The sequence below is a fragment of the Pseudomonas sp. Larv2_ips genome (genome assembly GCF_963879675.1).
Lineage (GTDB): Bacteria > Pseudomonadota > Gammaproteobacteria > Pseudomonadales > Pseudomonadaceae > Aquipseudomonas.
This window is the reverse complement of sequence record NZ_CAWOAW010000014.1, coordinates 1688734-1705977: the sequence shown is the minus strand read 5'-3', so window position 1 is coordinate 1705977 and position 17244 is coordinate 1688734. Positions and strand designations below refer to the sequence as shown.

Sequence of the window (17244 nt, the reverse complement as noted above, 5' to 3'; positions counted from 1 at the left end):
GGTCAATCACCCGAACTGACAGTTAAGTGACTGCAACTCACACCACCTCCAGGTACGAGCTATGAATCGCCCGTGCCAGCTCACGCACCGTGTCGATAAAGTCCGTCAGGCGGCTGTGCAAGCCGTCCTCCAGAATCTCGTCGATCCCGGTATAGCGCAGGCGCGCCTCGAATTCCGCCGCCAGGCGCTGCGCCGTGCGCCCATAGCTGCCGGGCAAGCCCGCGAGGATATGGCTCAGCTCCTCGATACACGCATGCAACGAACGCGGCACGTCACTGCGCAGCAGCAGCAACTCCGATACCGAGCGCGCATTCAAGGCATTCGGGTACAGCTCGGTGTAGGCCTCAAACGACGACAACGCCCGCAGCAGGGCGCTCCACTGGTAATAGCCGCGTGCCGACAAGTCGCTGACTTCTTCCGACTCCTCGCCAAACATTTCATAGCGCGCGTCCAGCAAGCGCAAGGTGTTGTCCGCGCGCTCGACGAAGGTGCCCAGGCGTATAAACCGGTATGCGTCATTGCGCATGATGGTGCCGGACGTCGCGCCGCGGAACAGGTGAGAGCGCTGCTTGACCCAGTCACAGAAGTGGCTGATGCCGTGCCGCGCCAGGCCACCGGCGGCGATGCTGCGCATTTCCAGCCAGGTGGCGTTAAGGTTTTCCCACATGTCGGCGGTAATGCGTCCGCGTACCGCGTGGGCATTGCCCCGCGCGGCACGCAGGCAGTTGTAGATGCTGGCGGGGTTTTCTTCATCGAGGGCGAAGAAGTGCAGCATGAGCGTCGCGTCCAGCTCTTTGTGACGCTCCAGGTAATTCTCCAGGGTGCCGCTGCTGAGCAACGCCATCGCCAGTTCGTCCAGCCCATCGCTGTGCCCGGCCTGGGGCATCAGCGACAGCGAGTAACTGACTTCAAGCATGCGCGCCAGGTTTTCGGCGCGTTCCAGGTAACGCGACATCCAGTACAGATCTGCGGCGGTTCTACTCAACATACTCAGCCCTCCACCACCCAGGTGTCCTTGGTTCCGCCGCCTTGCGACGAGTTGACGATCAGCGAGCCTTCCTTCAATGCCACGCGGGTCAGGCCGCCGGGCACCAGGCGGGTTTCCTTGCCCGAGAGCACGAACGGGCGCAGGTCGATATGCCGCGGCGCAATGCCGTTTTCGACGAAAGTGGGGCACGTGGACAGGCTCAGGGTCGGTTGGGCGATGTAGGCGTGGGGACGTGCCTTGATGCGTTGGCGGAAGTCCTCGATTTCGGCGGCGGTGGAGGCCGGGCCGACCAGCATGCCGTAGCCGCCCGAGCCCTGGGTTTCCTTGACCACCAATTCCGGCAAGTGGGCGAGCACGTGGGACAGTTCATCCGGCTTGCGGCACTGGAAGGTCGGCACGTTTTGCAGAATCGGCTCTTCGTCCAGGTAGAAACGGATCATCTGCGGCACGTACGGGTAAATCGACTTGTCATCGGCCACGCCGGTGCCAATTGCATTGGCCAGCACCACATTGCCGGCGCAATAGGCGGCAACCAGCCCCGGCACGCCGAGCATCGAATCGGGATTGAAGGCCTTGGGGTCGAGGAAGGCGTCGTCGATTCGCCGGTAAATCACATCCACCGGCTTGGGCCCGTCGGTGGTGCGCATGAACACCTTGAGGTCGTGCACGAACAGGTCGGCGCCTTCGACCAGTTCCACGCCCATTTCTCGGGCGAGGAAGGCGTGTTCGAAGAAGGCGCTGTTGAAGCGGCCCGGGGTCAGCACCACCACGTTGGGGTTGTCGAGGCGGCTGGAACTTTTCAGGGTCTTGAGCAGCAGGTTGGGGTAGTGGTCCACCGGCGCGATGCGCTGCTTGGCGAACACTTCCGGGAACAGGCGCATCATCATCTTGCGGTCTTCGAGCATGTAGCTCACGCCGCTGGGGGTGCGCAGGTTGTCTTCGAGCACGTAGTAGGTGCCGTCGCCGTCGCGCACCAGGTCAACCCCGGAAATGTGCGAATAGATGTCGCGGTGCAGGTCCAGCCCGACCATCGCCTTCTGATAACCCTCGTTGCCCAGCACCTGTTCGGCGGGAATGATCCCGGCCTTGATGATGCGTTGGTCGTGATAGATGTCGGCCAGGAACATGTTCAGCGCATTGACGCGCTGGATACAGCCGCGTTCGATCACGCTCCATTCAGTGGCGGGGATGCTGCGGGGAATGATGTCGAAGGGGATCAGGCGCTCGGTGTCCTGCTCGTCGCCGTAGAGGGTGAAGGTGATCCCGGCGCGGTGGAACAGCAAATCGGCTTCGCGGCGCCTTTGCGCCAGCAGTTCCGGAGGCGTGTTGGCCAGCCAGCGGGAGAAATCCTGATAATGCGCACGGCACACGCCATGTGCGTCATTCATTTCATCAAAGAAAGATCGAGCCATTCCAGTACCTTGTCAGTGCCCAGGGGTGCTTGGGTGGCACTGCCGCTTTAAAAAACGCATTTTTTTATGAGCCCGTGGCTGATCGTGCCAACAGGCCTGGTCCTTACTTTCTTATGGGGTCGGCTCTGGGTCGGGGGGTAACGAATGCTCCTGAATCCGGGCAGATGAATGGATAAAGCAATGCGTGTGCCGGAACCGGGGATTGTGTTGATTTAATCCTGCGGCGAGCGGGCTGATGGTGGCAGCGGGGCGTGCTGTGGCCAGCCACCTCGCCCCGCGTTGGGCTGCGCCGTGGCCCCCAGGGAAAGCAGGCGCGCTGCGCACGCCAACGCGGGGCAAGCCCGCTCACTACAAGGGTGCAGGGCCTGTTCCACAATGGTGCATGAACAAACTTGAACTTCACCGCTGCCTGATTCTTCTAATGAGACTCGCAATCTTGTGGAGCACCGTCGTGCCCAGAATCATCTCCCCGAACACCCCCGAAGCAGCGCTGGACGATCACAGTGAACACAACGCCAAGATTTTTGGTTCGCCCAAGGACCGACTTGACTTCTATCGCCGCGAAATCCAGTACGAAACCTCCATCCTGGCCAACCGCACCGACGCCTACCTGACGGCGCAGTCGTTTCTGGTCATCGCCTTTGTCTCCGGCATGGGCAACCTGAACCCGGAATGGGGCAAGTTTTTCACCCTGATCGTGCCGGTGTTCCTGGCCTCCCTGGGAGTGCTCAGTTCCCTGAATGCCTGGCCGGGGATCCGCGCCGCGTACGAAATCATCGACCACTGGCACTACAAACAAAGCGAATTGCTGCGCAGCGAGCCGGTCATGGGCATGGCCTATGACGATTCGCCGCTGTTTTGCGAAACCGAGTCGTCGCACAAGGGCTATCGCAAGTCGCTGCTATTTTCCATGCGCGCGCCGTGGCTGTTCATGGTGTTTTGGCTGTTGCTGGGCGTCTACGCGTTCTACATCCAGATCGATAACCCTGTGTCTTGAGCACTGCTGCTTAAATCGGCGGAACTTCATCGTCCTGCGCGGGACCTTACCTTTACGCAGGATGTGTTTTCCGAAACTGCGAAGAGGTGACCCCCATGAACACAAGCAACGATCCGCAAGTCAGCAACCGCAACGACCCGGCCATCGATGGTGGAGAGCCGGCGCCGGGCACTGGCGCCGACGCGCCTAAAGACCCCAAGCCTGCCAGCGATCCAAAAGCCAAGGAAAACGACTACAGCCCCGACTTCAAGCCTGAGCCCGAAGCCAAGCCTGAGACGGATGCCGATATCGATACCCAAGGCGGTTAGAGGAGACGGTCATGTCAGAACAAGACGACGAAGAACTCAACGACCCGGGCAACGAAGACCCGGGCTCATTGATGGATGATGCAGAAGTGCCGCTGAACGATCTGGATGACGCGGCCGATGTAGGTCATACCGAAAATCAGGACTGAGCTGCAATCTTTTGAGCTTTCACCTTGGCACGTCGTTCATACCAGACCAGCATCGGCTGGGTACTCAGGCCATGAACGACGATGCTCAAGGCGATCACCGACACCGTAAGGTTCACCGCCACCGCACTGCTGGTGCCGATCAACCCATGGTTGAGCGCGTAGAACAGGTAGTAGATGCTGCCGATCCCGCGAATGCCGAACCAGCCCATCAAGCCACGCTGCCGATAGTCGATCAGGCTGCCCCAGGGCACCGCCAGCACACTCGCCGGCCGAATCACGCAAAATAACAGCGCCGCCACCGGCAGCGCGCGCCAGTCCCAATGACTGACCAGAATGATCCCCAGCAGCGTCACCAGGAAAACCTCCATCGAGCGCTCCACCAGGCTGCCGAATGAAAGCATGTCGCCCATCATCACACCGGCGGCGATCTGCGTGTCTTGCAGTTCACTGACATCACCTTGGAGCGCGCGCGCAGGTTCCACCTCCAGATGGCCCACCACCGGCAATGCCAAGTGCTCGGAGGGTGTCTGCGAATTGCCCGTGGACCTGAACTCTGCCTGGCGCAAGCCGAGCCCGGCGGCGAACACCGACAAAAAGCCGTAGCCGCCCACCGCCTCGGCCGCCACGTAGGCCAGGGCGATCAACGCCAGCGTCAGGTAATCGTTGGGTGACAAGGTGCTGTCTTCATTGGTGATGCGCATCCACAGGGTCACGCGGCCGATGCCCCGGCCCATCCAGTAGCCGATCAGCAACCCGGCCGGTACGGCCCACAGCAGGTTTTTCAGGGCCCAGCCGCCCAGCCAGTCACCGTCAAAGCCGCCGTGCTGCATGAATAACAGCGCAAAGATCACAAACGGAAACGCCGTGCCATCGTTCAAGCCGGCCTCGCCCGACAGGCCAAAACGCAGCGCGTCGTAGTCCTGCGCATTGTTGACCTGAACCAGGCCGGCCAGCACCGGGTCGGTCGGCGCAAGAATGGCACCGACCAGCAGCGAAACGCCCCAGGAAAGCCCGAACAGGTAATGCAGCGCGAGGCCACTGCCCAGGATAGTCAGCAACATCACCGGGCCTGCCATGCCAAACGCAATGCGCCAGGTGCGATGCCGCAATGGCAGGCGCAGCTTCAAGCCGCTGACGAACAGCGAAAACAGCACCGCCACTTCCGTCAAGTGCTCCATCCAGCGTGCGGAAGCCTTGATGTCCATCTGCAGCAGGTCCATGCCCAGCGGGCCGATGGCGATGCCCAGCAACAGGCAGACTGCCGAGGTCGTCACCGGCATCCAGCGCAGGTAGGAGGAGGTGAGGGCGAGGGTCAGCAATACCGCGCCGAGTACGGCCAACCAAAGAATAAAAGTCATCGAACGTGCACCGTGGCCGTGGTTTGTAGCCGTTGGAGGACCACGACCCGGTACTGGTTCAAAGTTGTTGGATCAGGTGTTGATCCACGAATGATCGGCGCCGATCCTGATGTTGAACCGGTAGCGAAGCGGGTAGTAGTGGTGTTTGATTTTTTGTATCTGCTCACGCAGATGATCCGGTGGCGCAAGCCCTTTGCTGGCGTAGACGCCAAGCACGTCGTTTTCAATGTCGACGATAGGGCCGGACGAGACGAGGCTGCCGTCGACCAGCTTGGACTCTTTGGCTAATCCATCCAAACCCAGGTCGTACAGGTCGGGCCGTTTCGACTTGAGGATGTCATTGAACAGATTCGGGCCTGCGGTCTCGAATATCTTGCGTTCATATGCGCTGAATTCGGGTGTGTAGTGCACCCGGCCATTGGCGGATTTCGTGGCAGTGGGGCGGTTGGCCGCGAAGTACACCTTGTTGGCTTTAAAACGTTGGTTCATCTGCGTGATCATCGCCTCGAGGACCGGGTTGCCAGGGCGTGTCGCGAAGTTACTGGTGTTATAGAACGGCGTGTAGTCGGTCAGGCTATGCACGACCGGCGCGCCGAGCAGAACATCGTCAGCGCCGGCGAGCAATGCGTCGGTGCCGATGTTTTTTTGAATGACGTCATCGGTGTCCAGGTACACACCGCCGTGCTTGTTCATGATGGGATAACGGGCAACGTCCGAGGCGGCCGCCAGGTTTTTGCCTTGCCCCTGCCGAAAGTAGTCGTACATTTCGCCGCGCCTGAGCTGCTTGAAGACTTCGTCCTCATGCAGGTTCACGATCTTCACGCCGGGCACCTTGCTCTCCAGCGTGTTTTTTATGCGTTGAAACACCGCCGGGCTGTCGGCATCGACGTGAAGGATGGAGGTATAACCGGGCGCCTGAGTGGCGTTCCTGGCGATGTTGTCGGCCAGGTGCGACGGTATTTCCTGGCCGGCCCAAAAGTAGTGCAGCGCCTTGGGCAGCGGTTTCACCTCGTTTGGCAGCTTCAGCACCGACGGCGGTGAGACATCAATAAAGGTGTACTGATGCGCGTCGGCCTTTTTAGCTTTGCTGAACTCATCAAGCGTTCCCCGTTGCCACTTGCCCTTGGCACTTCGCCAGAAATACTTCGCGGGCGTGTCATCGATACCGGTGGCGAGCGGGGTCAGTTTCCACGCGCCGGCCGAACTGTCGAAGATGACGCTGTGTTCGGCGCCTTTGTGATTGAGCCTGAACGGCGTGGCTGCATGTTCGACGACGTCGATGTCATCCATCGGGACCACGTAAGTGCTGTCGCCAAACTTCCAGGGCGTGGGGGTGTCATGAGCGCCACCCAGCAGCCGGGCGGACCTGGAGGTGGGTTCCCAGCCGGACACACCGAGGTCCCTGATGGCGATGTCTGGCCCCGTGCCATTGGGGTGCCGGATGACTCGCTGGCCATCCTTCAAGCGTGACTCATAAAGTGTTCCGTCGACCTTTACATATTCTTTTTTACTGCGGCCTACGTACACGTTGCCCTGCAAGCCCTTGGTCGACAGCGCGTGCGGGGCGATGTGTCTGGCTTCATAACCGCGCAGGTTGGCGTCCAGTGTCCGGGTCTCGCCACTGGCCGCCAGGCGCTTGGGCGTGAAGTCTTTGAGCGGGGGGCCAAAGGGGTATTTTTTTACCGCGTCGTATTGGTGCCAGTGACCCTGGAACAGCACGGCATGACCTTCAACAGTGTGTTGCCCGACCTTGAACGTGCCGTTTGCCGCCAGACCCTGCTGCCGATCGGCGATCTTTACCAGGTCATCGCCGCCGAGGGCGTGCAGGCTGCTGGCGTCGTTTGAGTTGGGGCTGTCGACGACAAAGTTTTCCAGCGGTTTGCCGTACGCCTGTTGGGTGCGCGGATTAACGGCATACCACTGTTGGGTCGCCTCATCGAATGTGGCCAGCGCTGGGGTGCTCTGCGCGCGGTGGGAGGCCCTGAAGGTGCCTTGCGCGATATCGGGCTTTTTCGCCAACTCAAGCAGGTTGACACTGCGATAAGACCCGCGCAGGTGCTTGAGGCCCTTATAGCTGGCGCCGGCTAAGCTGCGGACGCCGTTGGCGACTCCGCGCGCCAGGTCATCCACCCCGCTCAGGGGGTTGAGCGAGCCGACCGCCGCACGCCCGACAATCTTGAACGTCTGGCCGAGCCTGGAGATGGCCGACGCGCCGGCAAATGCGCCTTTCGCGCCCTTGGCCGCAGCCCCCAGGCCCACCGCGAAACCAAAGATATCGAAGGCCAGATCGACGATACCGTCCTTCGCGTTGCCGTCGATGAAATGCTTGATGGCTGACCTGAACGGGATCAGATTCAGCGCTACGTCCTCAACCACCTTATAGGTCGGTACTTCAGTGTCGAACGTCGTCACGCCTCTGGCGCTGCGGTGCACTGCGGGCAGGTTGATGTCTTCGATCAGCGCATCGGCCATGTACCGGGTTCGGTCACTGGCGAAGCTATCAGGCACGGTGTGCGCACCTTTGCGCTCATCCAGCAGGGCCGATGAGTATTCACCCGCAGGCTTTACGGCATCGTAGCGTTTGCCGGGTGACGGATACCAACCGCCGGCGGGTGGGTACGCTTTGTAGGTCTGGCCCGGCCGCCGGGTCACCGTGCCCTTGAGGCGGTCGACTGCATAGGTCATGGCCTTGCCATTGCGCTGGGTCTCGACCAGTAGAACGCCTTCTGCAACGCGGCGATCGTCTCGGCTGTATTCAATTTCCTTGCGCACGCTTATTTTGCCGAATTCCAGGTTTTGCCGGTCTTCCAGCGGCAGCTTGGCGATCAAGTGCTTGAGTTGCGCAGTGGTGGTCTTTTTTACCCGGCTGGCGTAAGCCCCAAACGCTTCATCAAACGCATCCTGCGGACGCGGCAGGTCTTTAAGCGTCGCCAGAGCGGCGTTGATGTTGATCGCATGCGAGGACGCTACCCAAGCCCCCGGCGCGCCATCCGTGGGCAAAGTGACGTTGCCCAACGTCACCGCATTGGCAGCCGCGCGACCGGCCCGGCCCCAATCATCGGACGAGTCGGGCGCGCCGAGCAGGGCTCTGCCATCGATAAACAGATCCAGCAGCGAGTAAGGCCCCGGGAAGTGCCTGCTGGCGGGCTGCGAGGTGATGCATTTTTCTTCGAACAGGTTCGGGTCCATCGCCGGCAAAGCGAGTTTCAGCTGTGCCAGCGCCAGCGCTTTTGTGGTCGGCATCTCGCCGATCTGCGTTTGGGCAGCCTCTCTCAACTCATTGACCTGGGCACTGAATCGCTGACGCACCAGGGCCATGGCTGCATCGGTGGTCGGGTAGTGCAGGCCATTGCCAACGGCCCAGTCCTTGATCGCTTCATGCTGGGCGGCGTATTCAATGCGGCGCTCGTCATCGGTCACGGGTGCAATGCTGCCCTCCAGCATGACGCGCGCATAGCTCATCGCTGCCGTTGCCCCTGGCGATTTTGCCTCGATGCGCGCGACCGCCGTGGCAAAGCTGACCCAGCTGTGGGTGCCCACGGCCACCTGATCGGGGATGTCCTTGACCAGAAGCGCCGGCGCCCGGCTGGCAAGCAAAAGGTGAGTCAGCACGCAAGCGGTGGCCGGGGAGGACGCTCGCCCGGTGGCCACCAGGTGTTCTTCCATCTCGCTGATGATCGTAGACGCGGATTTGCCGGCGTTTTCGGCGCAGAACAGCGTGTAACCTTCAATGCTCAGTGGCGTGTCTGGCCGCGCAACGCCAAACGGATCGGTCAGGCTGACACGCTCCACGTTCAATGCCGCCAGTAGCCAATCGGTGGCACTGCCCTTGATTGACCGTGCCTCGAAGCTGGCCTGAATGGCCTCGCCCAGTGCCTTGCCTCCGGGCGTGTTGAGCAACTCGTCGAGTAAGCGTCGCGGCTGGCTCAGCGCTGAGGGCGTGAGAGGCCTGTTGTCGAGCAAGTACTCCAGGACATTGTTAAACGGGCGCACATCAATGTCGCCAAAGCCGCCTGCGTACAGGCCGCTGCTCAACAGCCGCTGGTTGCGCTGATCCAGGGGTTGCGGCCAGCTCAGCGCACCGCCAAGGTTCCCGTGGGTGGGGGTATTGGGCGGTGGCGTGGTGATTGCTTGGGCAAGGTTGTCCATGGCTTCGCGGCTGGTCGGCACATCCCAGCCGTTATCTTCCAGGAACCGCTTGAGGCTGACCTCGGCCCACGCCTGCGTGTGATCGCTGCGGTACGTGCTGTGGGTGCCCAGCTGAATGGTGTTTTGCTGTAACTCATCGGCGATGTCGGCATGTGATCGCGTGCCGTCTTTCAACTGCGCTGACAAGTACCGTAACGACGCTGCGGCCTGGTGCTGCGCGTGCGTATCGTCGACGACGGATTTCTGGCTTTGCAGGGCACCTTCGCTGCGCGATTCCACCACGTCGGAAAAAACCACCGGGTCGAGCCTGGCGAAGCGGCGCTCGCGGCTGAGTACGTCGGCGCGCTGTGTTAGCGCCGAGCCCGAAAGGTGGGGCGGCTCTTTATAAAAGTTGCCCACCAGCGCCAAGGGCGCGATGTGCTCGTTTGTAGCGCCCGGCAGGGTGAAGGTCGCATCTGCCTGGCCGGCGGCGATGACGCGTGCCGCCTGGAGCACCGGGCCGCTGATGGCGCCCCAGTCTCTGTCGTCCAGCCCCAGCGTGTGCAGCGTCTGGGCGGGATCCAGGTAGCGCTTGAGCGTGAAGTGAATCCGCCCCGACGCCGGGTTGAGGCTGATCGAGTGGCTGTCTATGCCCTTGTCATGGATCCACTGGGCCACGTCCGGTGATCGCAAGGCGTTTGCCAGCTGCGCCCACCACTGGCCGAAGGTTGAATGCGCGGGAATGGGCCAGATTTTCTGGTCAGCATCGCGGGCGGTCACGCCGGTTGCGCCGCGCAGTGCAGCGCCGTATTGAGCCGCCAGCTCGCGATCACCGTGGGCCCGGGTGCCTTCGATGTCTGGCTGAATGGGCGCGCCGGGCTCAGAGGTGAGCCTGGGCGGCGCAACGCTGCTGTCAGGAACCTGCGTTGGCTGCACGTGCGCAGCGTGAGGGTTGGAAATACGGGTCATAAAGTCTGTCACCTGGGCAGGGAATACGCCACGGCACAGTGGCGTGGCCTCCCCTTGTGGCAGTAGTGCGTGCAGCGATTCCGTCGCCTGGCGGCGATAATCTTTACCCCTGATGTCAGCCTTCATGCTCGGATGCCAGGGGTGTCGGTTCGGCTACATCAACGGCTGACACCCCTTACAGGCTTAAGGCCTTTGCATTAATTGCGAGCCGATGGTGTTGAGCCGAATCATGTCCATCAACTGGCGCAACCCTGGCTGCGATTGCCGGCGGCTGGCGTAGTACATGCACAACGGTTCGCCCAGGCAGGCCCAGTCGGGCATCACTTCCACCAGACGGCCGTCGGCGAGTTCCTGTTGCACGCGGTTGGACAGGCAGTAGGCAATGCCCACACCTTGCAGCGCGGCATTGACGATGGTTTCAGTGTCGGCTGCGCTGAAATGGCCAGGCACGTCGATGCGCTGTTGACGCGGGCCGTTGCCCAGTTCCCATTTGTAAGTGGTCTTGTCTCCCAGGTACATGCGGATGCACGCGTGTTGCAGCAGGTCTTTGGGAACCTGTGGCGTCCCGTGACGTGCGAGGTAGGCAGGGGAGGCGACCACGATCCAGCGCAACGGGCCGGTCAGCGGCACCGCGACCATGTCTTGTGGCACGGTCGCGCCATACCGGATACCGGCGTCGTAGCCTTCGGCAATGATGTCGATCATCGCGTCCTGCACGATCAGGTCCAGGCGCAGTTGCGGGTAGGCGGTGGCGAAGTCGCCGAGGATCGGCGCCAACAGCAGCACCGCGGCATCCCTGGGCACATTGAGACGCAGGCGGCCAATCGGCGCTTCACGGTACAGCTCGAGGGTGTCGAGGCCGTCCTGGATCGTGGCAAAACCCAGGCTGAGCTTTTCGGCGAGCAGGGTGCCGGCGTCGGTGGGCTCCACGGCGCGGCTGGTGCGGTACAGCAACTTGACCCCAAGGCGGGTTTCCAGGTTGCGCATGGTGTGGCTCAACGCCGACGTGGTCACCCCCAGTTCGTGGGCGGCATGGCGGAAACTGCGACGGCGGATGATCGCCATGAACACATTCAGGTCGGCCAGTTCGGAACGATTGAAAGCAGCCATTTCAAGCCTCTTTTATGGGAGTTCGGTTGCATGCGGCGTTGAGCCCTATTCAACCTCGGATGATCTAGAGTAATTGCTTTTCTAAGCAATGTTGTGGGCAGGGGTATTTTTTTATGCGCATCGAGACCATCCGGATTTCTGGCATAGACAAGCCGGTCTCGCGGATTGCCCTTGGCACCTGGTCCATGGGCGGACACTTGTGGGGCGGCGCGGATGACGAACAGTCGATCAGGACCCTGCGCCATGCCTTGAACTGCGGCATCAACCTGATCGACACCGCCCCGGTGTATGGCTTTGGGCTGTCCGAGGAGCTGATCGGCAAAGCCTTGCGCGGCGTACGTCACTCGGCGGTCATCGCTACCAAAGCCGGGCTGCAGTGGGAAGACGGCACCCCGCGCCGCAATGCCACGGCCGAGCGCATTCGCAAAGAGGTCGAGGATTCATTGCGACGCCTGGAGACCGACTACATCGACCTGTATCAGGTGCACTGGCCCGACCCGCTGGTGGCCCAGCAGGAAACCGCCGAGGCGCTGGAGCGCCTGCGCCGTGAAGGCAAGATACTGGCGGTGGGCGTGAGCAACTACTCGAGTGCGCAGTTGGACGAGTTCAGTCGTCACACGGCCCTGGCCACGGTGCAACCGCCGTACAACGTGTTCGAGCGCGCCATTGACAGCGACATCCTGCCGTATGCCAAGCGACACTCGCTGGTGGTGTTGGCTTATGGCCCGCTGTGCCGAGGGTTGCTGGCCGGCAATATGCATTCGGCCACCCGCTTTGCGGGCGACGACGTACGCAATCTCGACCCCAAGTTCAGGGCGCCGCGTTTCGAGCAGTACCTGGCGGCGGTGGCGGCACTGGACGTGTATGCCCGCGAATGCCATGGCAAATCCGTACTGGCCCTGGCACTGCGTTGGGTATTGGACCAGGGCCCAACCATCGCGCTGTGGGGTGCCCGTCGGCCGGAGCAGTTGAAGGGCTTCGACGAGGCATTCGGCTGGCACCTGAGCGCCGGCGACTTGACACATATCGACCGTATTCTCGCCAGCACGATAAAAGATCCGATTGGCCCGGAATTTATGGCCCCAGCTAAACGTTAGCCCTAGCGACAGGGAGGTCAGCGAGAAAAATAACTGACATCCCCGTACGTTGAGGTTTTTTGCATGAAGCGCGGTACCGTATTCAAGATCGCTGGTGGTTTGCTGTGTGTGCTTGCGCTGGTCGGCGCCTGGCAGTGGCGGGGCAACCCCGATGCTTTATGGCATATCGTCAGCCAGCAATGCGTGCCCCATCAGCAACAGCAGCAAAACCCCAGCCCGTGCCTGGCGGTGGACCTGGACCGTGGCTACACGCTGTTCAAAGACCGCAATGGCCCGCTGCATGATGTGTTGATTCCGGTCGATAAGGTCACCGGCATTGAAGACCCTGCGCTGGGTCGACAGTTGCTGCCGCATTACTTTGCCCAGGCCTGGCGGCATCGCAGTGTGTTGTCCGACGGCTTGCAACAGCCGATTCCGGACGCGTTTCTCTCGGTGGCGATCAACTCACGTTACGGCCGCTCGCAAAACCAGTTGCACGTGCACATCGCCTGCCTGCGCCCGGAGGTGTTTGCCGCGCTGAACCGGCACAGTAACGACCTCACCGCGCAGTGGCAGGTGCTGCCGACGCGCCTGAAGGGGCACACCTACAGCGCCCGCACGCTGACGGCGGCGGACGCCGATACGCTGGACCCGCTGGCCCTGCTGCGTGAGTATGTCGAGGCCCAAGGCGACGCCATGAGCCAGTACAGCCTGCTGATGACACCGCGCGCCGATGGCAGCCTGGTATTGCTGACCACGCACCTGGCGTTGACCGAACTCAACCTGGGGTCGGCCGGTGAGCTGCAGGACTATCGCTGTGACTTGATGAATGCACATTGACCCCTTTCGGACCTGCCTGCCTGCGCTTGACGGTGTTGCCCTCGCTGTTCCTGCTCGTCGCTGTCGCCCCTGCGGCGATCCCATACGGCAGCGGTGTGCGCCTGGGCAACGCCAGTACCCGCATGGGTTTGAACACGCGCTGAGCTGCATTTGAACCGGCCTAATACTGGGCGACCTACACCCGGTCACTTCATTCGCGACCTCTTTAACCGATAAACGACACCCGCCTGAACCTACCCATTGAACGACTGTTCAGTTTGCACTATGTTGACCGCATCCACCCGTTTGCACCTGCACGGGTTCGCGCTTTCTTCTTGAACGAGAGGCTCTGGCATGCGGTTTTCCCCCTTCGTTGAACGAATTGCAGGGCAGGGCGTAGCCGCCTGGGACATCCATCACGCCGCGTTCAACGCCGCAAGCCAGGGCGAAGACGTCATCATTCTCAGCGTCGGCGACCCTGACTTCGCCACCCCGTCATTCATCACCGACGCCGCCGTCAGCGCCTTGCGCGAGGGCGACACTCACTACACCGAAATCCCCGGCCGTACAGCGCTGCGCAACGCGATTGCCGCGCGCTACAGCAAGACCTTGTCCCGCCCGTTGAGCGCCGAAAACGTCATCATCGTGCCCGGCGCGCAGAACGCGTTGTTCATCAGTTCGCTGTGCCTGCTGCAAGCCGGTGATGAAGTGCTGGTGCTCGACCCGATGTACGTCACCTACGAAGCCACGCTCAAGGCCAGCGGCGCCACGCTTACACGCGTGCCGTGTTCGCCGGAGTCCGGGTTTCGCCTGGATGCGCAACGGCTCGGCGCTGCGATCACGCCTCGGACCCGGGCGCTGTTTTTCTCCAACCCGAACAACCCCACGGGTGTGGTGCTGAACCCGCAAGAGCTGCAAGCCATTGCCGATCTGGCCATCGCCCACGACCTGTGGGTGGTGGTCGATGAGGTCTACGAAAGCCTGGTGTTCGACGGCGAGTACCACAGCCTTGCCGCGTTGCCGGGCATGGCCGAGCGCTGCATCGTGATCGGCAGTTTGTCCAAATCCCACGCCATGACCGGCTGGCGGATCGGTTGGATCATCGCCGCCCCGCAGATGATCGTGCACGCCGAAACCCTGGTGCTGAGCATGCTCTATGGCTTGCCGGGCTTTGTGATGGAAGCCGCCACGGCGGCGGTGTTGGCCCATGACGAGGTGACGGTGGGCATGCGCGAAATCTACCGTCGCCGCCGCGATCTGGTGGTGGCAGGCCTCAGTGCCTGCCCGGGCATCAAGGTGCAGGCACCGCAAGCCGGCATGTTTGTGCTGGTGGACGTGCGCGGCACGGGCTTGGGGTCATTGGATTTTGCCTGGCGGCTGTTCCGCGAGGCGGGCGTGTCGGTGCTCGATGCCGCCGCCTTTGGTGAGCCGGCCCAAGGGTTTGTGCGCTTGTCCTTCACCCTGGGTGAAGAACGCCTTGCCGAGGCCTGCCGACGCATCGCCGGGTTTGTCGCCAGGCGGGTCGCTGAACCGCGTATCGCCGCCGCACCGACCCCCGAAGTGGCGCAGCCGGCGCAAGCCAGAACGATGATCGAAGTCGTCGACCTGCATAAGCGCTTCGGCAATATCGAGGTGCTCAAAGGTATTTCCCTCACGGCCCACGAAGGCGAGGTGATCTCGCTGATCGGCGCCAGCGGCTCGGGCAAAAGCACCTTGCTGCGCTGCATCAACATGCTCGAGGTGCCCGACCAGGGCAGCATTCATGTCGATGGCGAAAGCATCAAATTGAATTACGGTCTTCCCGGCGCGCCACTGGTGGCCGATGCCAAGCAGTTGGTGCGCATCCGCTCGACCTTGGGCATGGTGTTCCAGAACTTCAACCTGTGGCCCCATCGCACAGTGCTGGAAAACCTCATCGAGGCGCCCATCCAGGTGCTGCGCGAAAGCCGCGCGGAGGCCATCGAGCGCGCCGAAGCCTTGCTCGACCGCGTCGGCCTTGCCGCCAAGCGCAACGAATACCCGGCGTTTCTCTCGGGTGGCCAGCAACAACGCGTGGCGATTGCCCGCGCGTTGGCCATGCGCCCCAAAGTCATGCTGTTTGACGAACCCACCTCGGCCCTCGACCCGGAACTGGTGGGCGAAGTGCTGCGCGTTATCCGCTCGCTGGCCGAAGAAGGCCGCACCATGATCCTGGTCACCCATGAAATGGCCTTCGCCCGGGATGTGTCCTCCAAAGTGGCTTTTTTGCACCAAGGCATGATCGAGGAAACCGGCTCGCCGGACTCGGTGTTTATCGACCCACGCAGTGAACGTTGTCGACAGTTCGTCAACGCGCATCAAACTCGCTAACGCCAAAAAAGACGGGGCAAATCATGAAATCCAGACGCATGGCAACGTGGTTGAGCAGTGCAGTGTTGATGGTGGCCGCCGGGTTTATCCAGGCCGCAGAGAAACCCATCGTGTTCGCGGTGGCGGCAGAACCCTATCCACCGTTTACCGTCAAAGGCGGCAACGGGGAGTGGTCCGGCTTTGAAGTGGACCTGATCCACAAACTCTGTGAAGGCATGAAAGCCGAGTGCCAGATCAAGGAAGTGGCCTGGGATGGCATCATCCCGTCGCTGCTGGCGAAGAAAATCGACGTGATTTTCTCCTCGATGTCGGTTACCGACGAGCGTGAAAAACAGATCGCCTTCAGCCGTGCCTACTACGATTCGCTGCTGGGCGTGGCAGGGCCCAAGGGCGCGACGGTGGATATCACGCCTGAAGGCCTCAAGGGCAAGCTGATCGGCGTGCAGATCTCCACCGTCAGCGCCAATTATTTGAAAAAGTACTACGAGAACATCGCCGACCTTAAGTACTACGACACTCAGGAATCGGCCAACGCCGACCTGATCGCCGGGCGCATCGACTACATGATGGCCGACGACACGGCCATCGCGATGATGGTCAAGACCCCCGAAGCCAGCGGCCTGGCGCATATCGCCAGCGTGCCCTACGACCCGATCATCGGCCGTGGCGTGGGTGCGGGCTTGCGCAAGGAAGACACCGCGCTCAAGGCCCGTCTCGACAAGGCGATCGGCGAGCTGCTGGTGAGCAAGGACTATGACGACCTGGCCCAGCATTACTTCGGCCTGTCGGTCAGCCCGTGCAAACGCGGCGAGACTCCGGCGTTTGTGAGCAAGACCTGCGACAGCCCGTACCCGCCCATCGCGCAGAAGACCGAATAAGATGCTCGACCTTCTCAGCTTTGGCGAACAAGGGTGGGGCAACGCGCTGCTCAAAGGGTTATGGATGACCCTGCAAATCTCCGCCGGCGCCTTCGCGGTGGGGTTGCTGATCGGCCTGGTGGTGGCCTGCGCCAAGCTCAGCGCGCCACGCCCGGTTGCACAGCTGATGCGCGGTTACACCACCGTGTTTCGTGCGGTGCCGGAACTGCTGCTGATTCTGCTGCTGTACTACGCAGGTTCCATGGGCCTGAACGCGCTGATGCTATGGCTGGGTTTCGAACAGGTAAACATCAGCGGCGCGCTGGTGGCGATCCTGGTGCTGGGGCTGGTGCAGGGCGCCTATGCCTCAGAGATATTCCGCGCGGCCATCCTGGCCATTCCCCACGGCCAGATCGAGGCGGCGCGGGCGTTTGGCCTGAGCGGGTTTGGCCTGTTCCGCCGGGTGACCTTGCCGATCATGGCGCCGTACGCCTTGGCCGGCATGTCCAACCTGTGGATCAACCTGATCAAGGACAGCGCCTTGATCAGCGTGGTCGGCACCAACGAGCTGCTGTACACGGCCAAGCAGGCGGCCGGTTCCACCCGTCAGTATTTGCTGTTCTACCTCACGGCCGCCGCCTTGTATTACCTGGTGACGCTGGCTTCCAACTACCTGTCCGGGCGCCTGGAGCGACGTATTCGTCGCTGGATGCCGGTTGTCGAGTGA

The 17244-nt window shown here is 61.8% G+C and carries 14 protein-coding genes; 9 read left to right on the top strand and 5 right to left on the bottom strand.

Annotation, left to right across the window (positions count from 1 at the left end):
- Positions 1 to 37: 37 nt before the first annotated feature.
- Both AACV02_RS14550 and AACV02_RS14545 read right to left on the bottom strand, forming a co-directional pair.
- Entirely contained in the window at positions 38 to 988 is a 951-nt protein-coding gene (locus AACV02_RS14550) for an alpha-E domain-containing protein (RefSeq protein WP_106578124.1), read from the bottom strand.
- A gap of 2 nt (positions 989 to 990) precedes the next feature.
- Positions 991 to 2400, bottom strand: a complete 1410-nt coding sequence (locus AACV02_RS14545; protein ID WP_106578125.1) for a circularly permuted type 2 ATP-grasp protein — start codon at positions 2398 to 2400, stop codon at positions 991 to 993.
- A gap of 451 nt (positions 2401 to 2851) precedes the next feature.
- On the opposite strand from AACV02_RS14545, the gene AACV02_RS14540 reads away from it, so the two are divergent.
- The 3 genes from AACV02_RS14540 (at position 2852) to AACV02_RS14530 (ending at position 3851) form a co-directional block, all read left to right on the top strand.
- Positions 2852 to 3397 (top strand): hypothetical protein, encoded by a 546-nt coding sequence (locus AACV02_RS14540; RefSeq protein WP_106578126.1) that lies wholly within the window; start codon positions 2852 to 2854, stop codon positions 3395 to 3397.
- A gap of 95 nt (positions 3398 to 3492) precedes the next feature.
- Positions 3493 to 3705: a hypothetical protein gene (locus AACV02_RS14535; RefSeq protein ID WP_119740552.1), complete on the top strand. Its 213-nt coding sequence runs from the start codon at positions 3493 to 3495 to the stop codon at positions 3703 to 3705.
- Positions 3706 to 3716: 11 nt separating this feature from the next.
- The gene (locus AACV02_RS14530; RefSeq protein ID WP_256586972.1) at positions 3717 to 3851 is read left to right on the top strand and encodes a hypothetical protein; all 135 of its coding nucleotides are present in this window, start codon (positions 3717 to 3719) and stop codon (positions 3849 to 3851) included.
- On the opposite strand, the gene AACV02_RS14525 is transcribed toward AACV02_RS14530, so the two are convergent.
- The 3 genes from AACV02_RS14525 to AACV02_RS14515 all read right to left on the bottom strand — a co-directional run bounded on the left by AACV02_RS14525 (position 3842) and on the right by AACV02_RS14515 (position 11416).
- The gene (locus AACV02_RS14525; protein WP_119740550.1) at positions 3842 to 5209 is read right to left on the bottom strand and encodes a cation:proton antiporter; all 1368 of its coding nucleotides are present in this window, start codon (positions 5207 to 5209) and stop codon (positions 3842 to 3844) included. The two genes, AACV02_RS14530 and AACV02_RS14525, sit on opposite strands and share 10 nt — an antisense overlap.
- Before the next feature lie 72 nt (positions 5210 to 5281).
- Positions 5282 to 10306 (bottom strand): glycosyltransferase family 32 protein, encoded by a 5025-nt coding sequence (locus AACV02_RS14520; protein ID WP_119740548.1) that lies wholly within the window; start codon positions 10304 to 10306, stop codon positions 5282 to 5284.
- A gap of 183 nt (positions 10307 to 10489) precedes the next feature.
- On the bottom strand, positions 10490 to 11416 hold the full coding sequence (locus tag AACV02_RS14515) for a LysR family transcriptional regulator (protein WP_119740546.1): 927 nt from the start codon (positions 11414 to 11416) through the stop codon (positions 10490 to 10492).
- Positions 11417 to 11529: 113 nt separating this feature from the next.
- Between AACV02_RS14515 and AACV02_RS14510 the strand changes: the two genes are divergently transcribed.
- The 6 genes from AACV02_RS14510 to AACV02_RS14485 all read left to right on the top strand — a co-directional run bounded on the left by AACV02_RS14510 (position 11530) and on the right by AACV02_RS14485 (position 17244).
- Positions 11530 to 12513, top strand: coding sequence for an aldo/keto reductase (locus AACV02_RS14510; protein WP_119740544.1), 984 nt, complete (start codon positions 11530 to 11532; stop codon positions 12511 to 12513).
- Between the two features lie 63 nt (positions 12514 to 12576).
- Complete coding sequence (locus tag AACV02_RS14505) at positions 12577 to 13332, top strand: CDP-diacylglycerol diphosphatase (RefSeq protein WP_119740542.1); 756 nt, start codon at positions 12577 to 12579, stop codon at positions 13330 to 13332.
- Positions 13329 to 13475 carry a hypothetical protein gene (locus tag AACV02_RS14500; protein ID WP_157986840.1) on the top strand — a complete coding sequence of 49 codons (147 nt, stop codon included), beginning with the start codon at positions 13329 to 13331 and terminating at the stop codon, positions 13473 to 13475. Before AACV02_RS14505 ends, AACV02_RS14500 begins: the two co-directional genes overlap by 4 nt.
- A gap of 190 nt (positions 13476 to 13665) precedes the next feature.
- Positions 13666 to 15660, top strand: a complete 1995-nt coding sequence (locus AACV02_RS14495; protein ID WP_119740540.1) for an aminotransferase class I/II-fold pyridoxal phosphate-dependent enzyme — start codon at positions 13666 to 13668, stop codon at positions 15658 to 15660.
- A 23-nt stretch (positions 15661 to 15683) separates the two neighbouring features.
- Positions 15684 to 16538: a transporter substrate-binding domain-containing protein gene (locus AACV02_RS14490; protein ID WP_164487937.1), complete on the top strand. Its 855-nt coding sequence runs from the start codon at positions 15684 to 15686 to the stop codon at positions 16536 to 16538.
- Between the two features lies 1 nt (position 16539).
- Positions 16540 to 17244 (top strand): ABC transporter permease, encoded by a 705-nt coding sequence (locus AACV02_RS14485; protein WP_119740538.1) that lies wholly within the window; start codon positions 16540 to 16542, stop codon positions 17242 to 17244.

What these genes read in the sequence shown, in the direction of transcription:
- AACV02_RS14490 (WP_164487937.1), top strand. Translation starts at nt 15,684, where the DNA reads ATGAAATCCAGACGCATGGCAACGTGGTTGAGCAGTGCAGTGTTGATG.
- AACV02_RS14550 (WP_106578124.1), bottom strand. Translation starts at nt 988, where the DNA reads ATGTTGAGTAGAACCGCCGCAGATCTGTACTGGATGTCGCGTTACCTG.
- AACV02_RS14495 (WP_119740540.1), top strand. Translation starts at nt 13,666, where the DNA reads ATGCGGTTTTCCCCCTTCGTTGAACGAATTGCAGGGCAGGGCGTAGCC.
- AACV02_RS14535 (WP_119740552.1), top strand. Translation starts at nt 3,493, where the DNA reads ATGAACACAAGCAACGATCCGCAAGTCAGCAACCGCAACGACCCGGCC.
- AACV02_RS14520 (WP_119740548.1), bottom strand. Translation starts at nt 10,306, where the DNA reads ATGACCCGTATTTCCAACCCTCACGCTGCGCACGTGCAGCCAACGCAG.
- AACV02_RS14505 (WP_119740542.1), top strand. Translation starts at nt 12,577, where the DNA reads ATGAAGCGCGGTACCGTATTCAAGATCGCTGGTGGTTTGCTGTGTGTG.
- AACV02_RS14510 (WP_119740544.1), top strand. Translation starts at nt 11,530, where the DNA reads ATGCGCATCGAGACCATCCGGATTTCTGGCATAGACAAGCCGGTCTCG.
- AACV02_RS14525 (WP_119740550.1), bottom strand. Translation starts at nt 5,209, where the DNA reads ATGACTTTTATTCTTTGGTTGGCCGTACTCGGCGCGGTATTGCTGACC.
- AACV02_RS14485 (WP_119740538.1), top strand. Translation starts at nt 16,540, where the DNA reads ATGCTCGACCTTCTCAGCTTTGGCGAACAAGGGTGGGGCAACGCGCTG.
- AACV02_RS14545 (WP_106578125.1), bottom strand. Translation starts at nt 2,400, where the DNA reads ATGGCTCGATCTTTCTTTGATGAAATGAATGACGCACATGGCGTGTGC.
- AACV02_RS14515 (WP_119740546.1), bottom strand. Translation starts at nt 11,416, where the DNA reads ATGGCTGCTTTCAATCGTTCCGAACTGGCCGACCTGAATGTGTTCATG.
- AACV02_RS14530 (WP_256586972.1), top strand. Translation starts at nt 3,717, where the DNA reads ATGTCAGAACAAGACGACGAAGAACTCAACGACCCGGGCAACGAAGAC.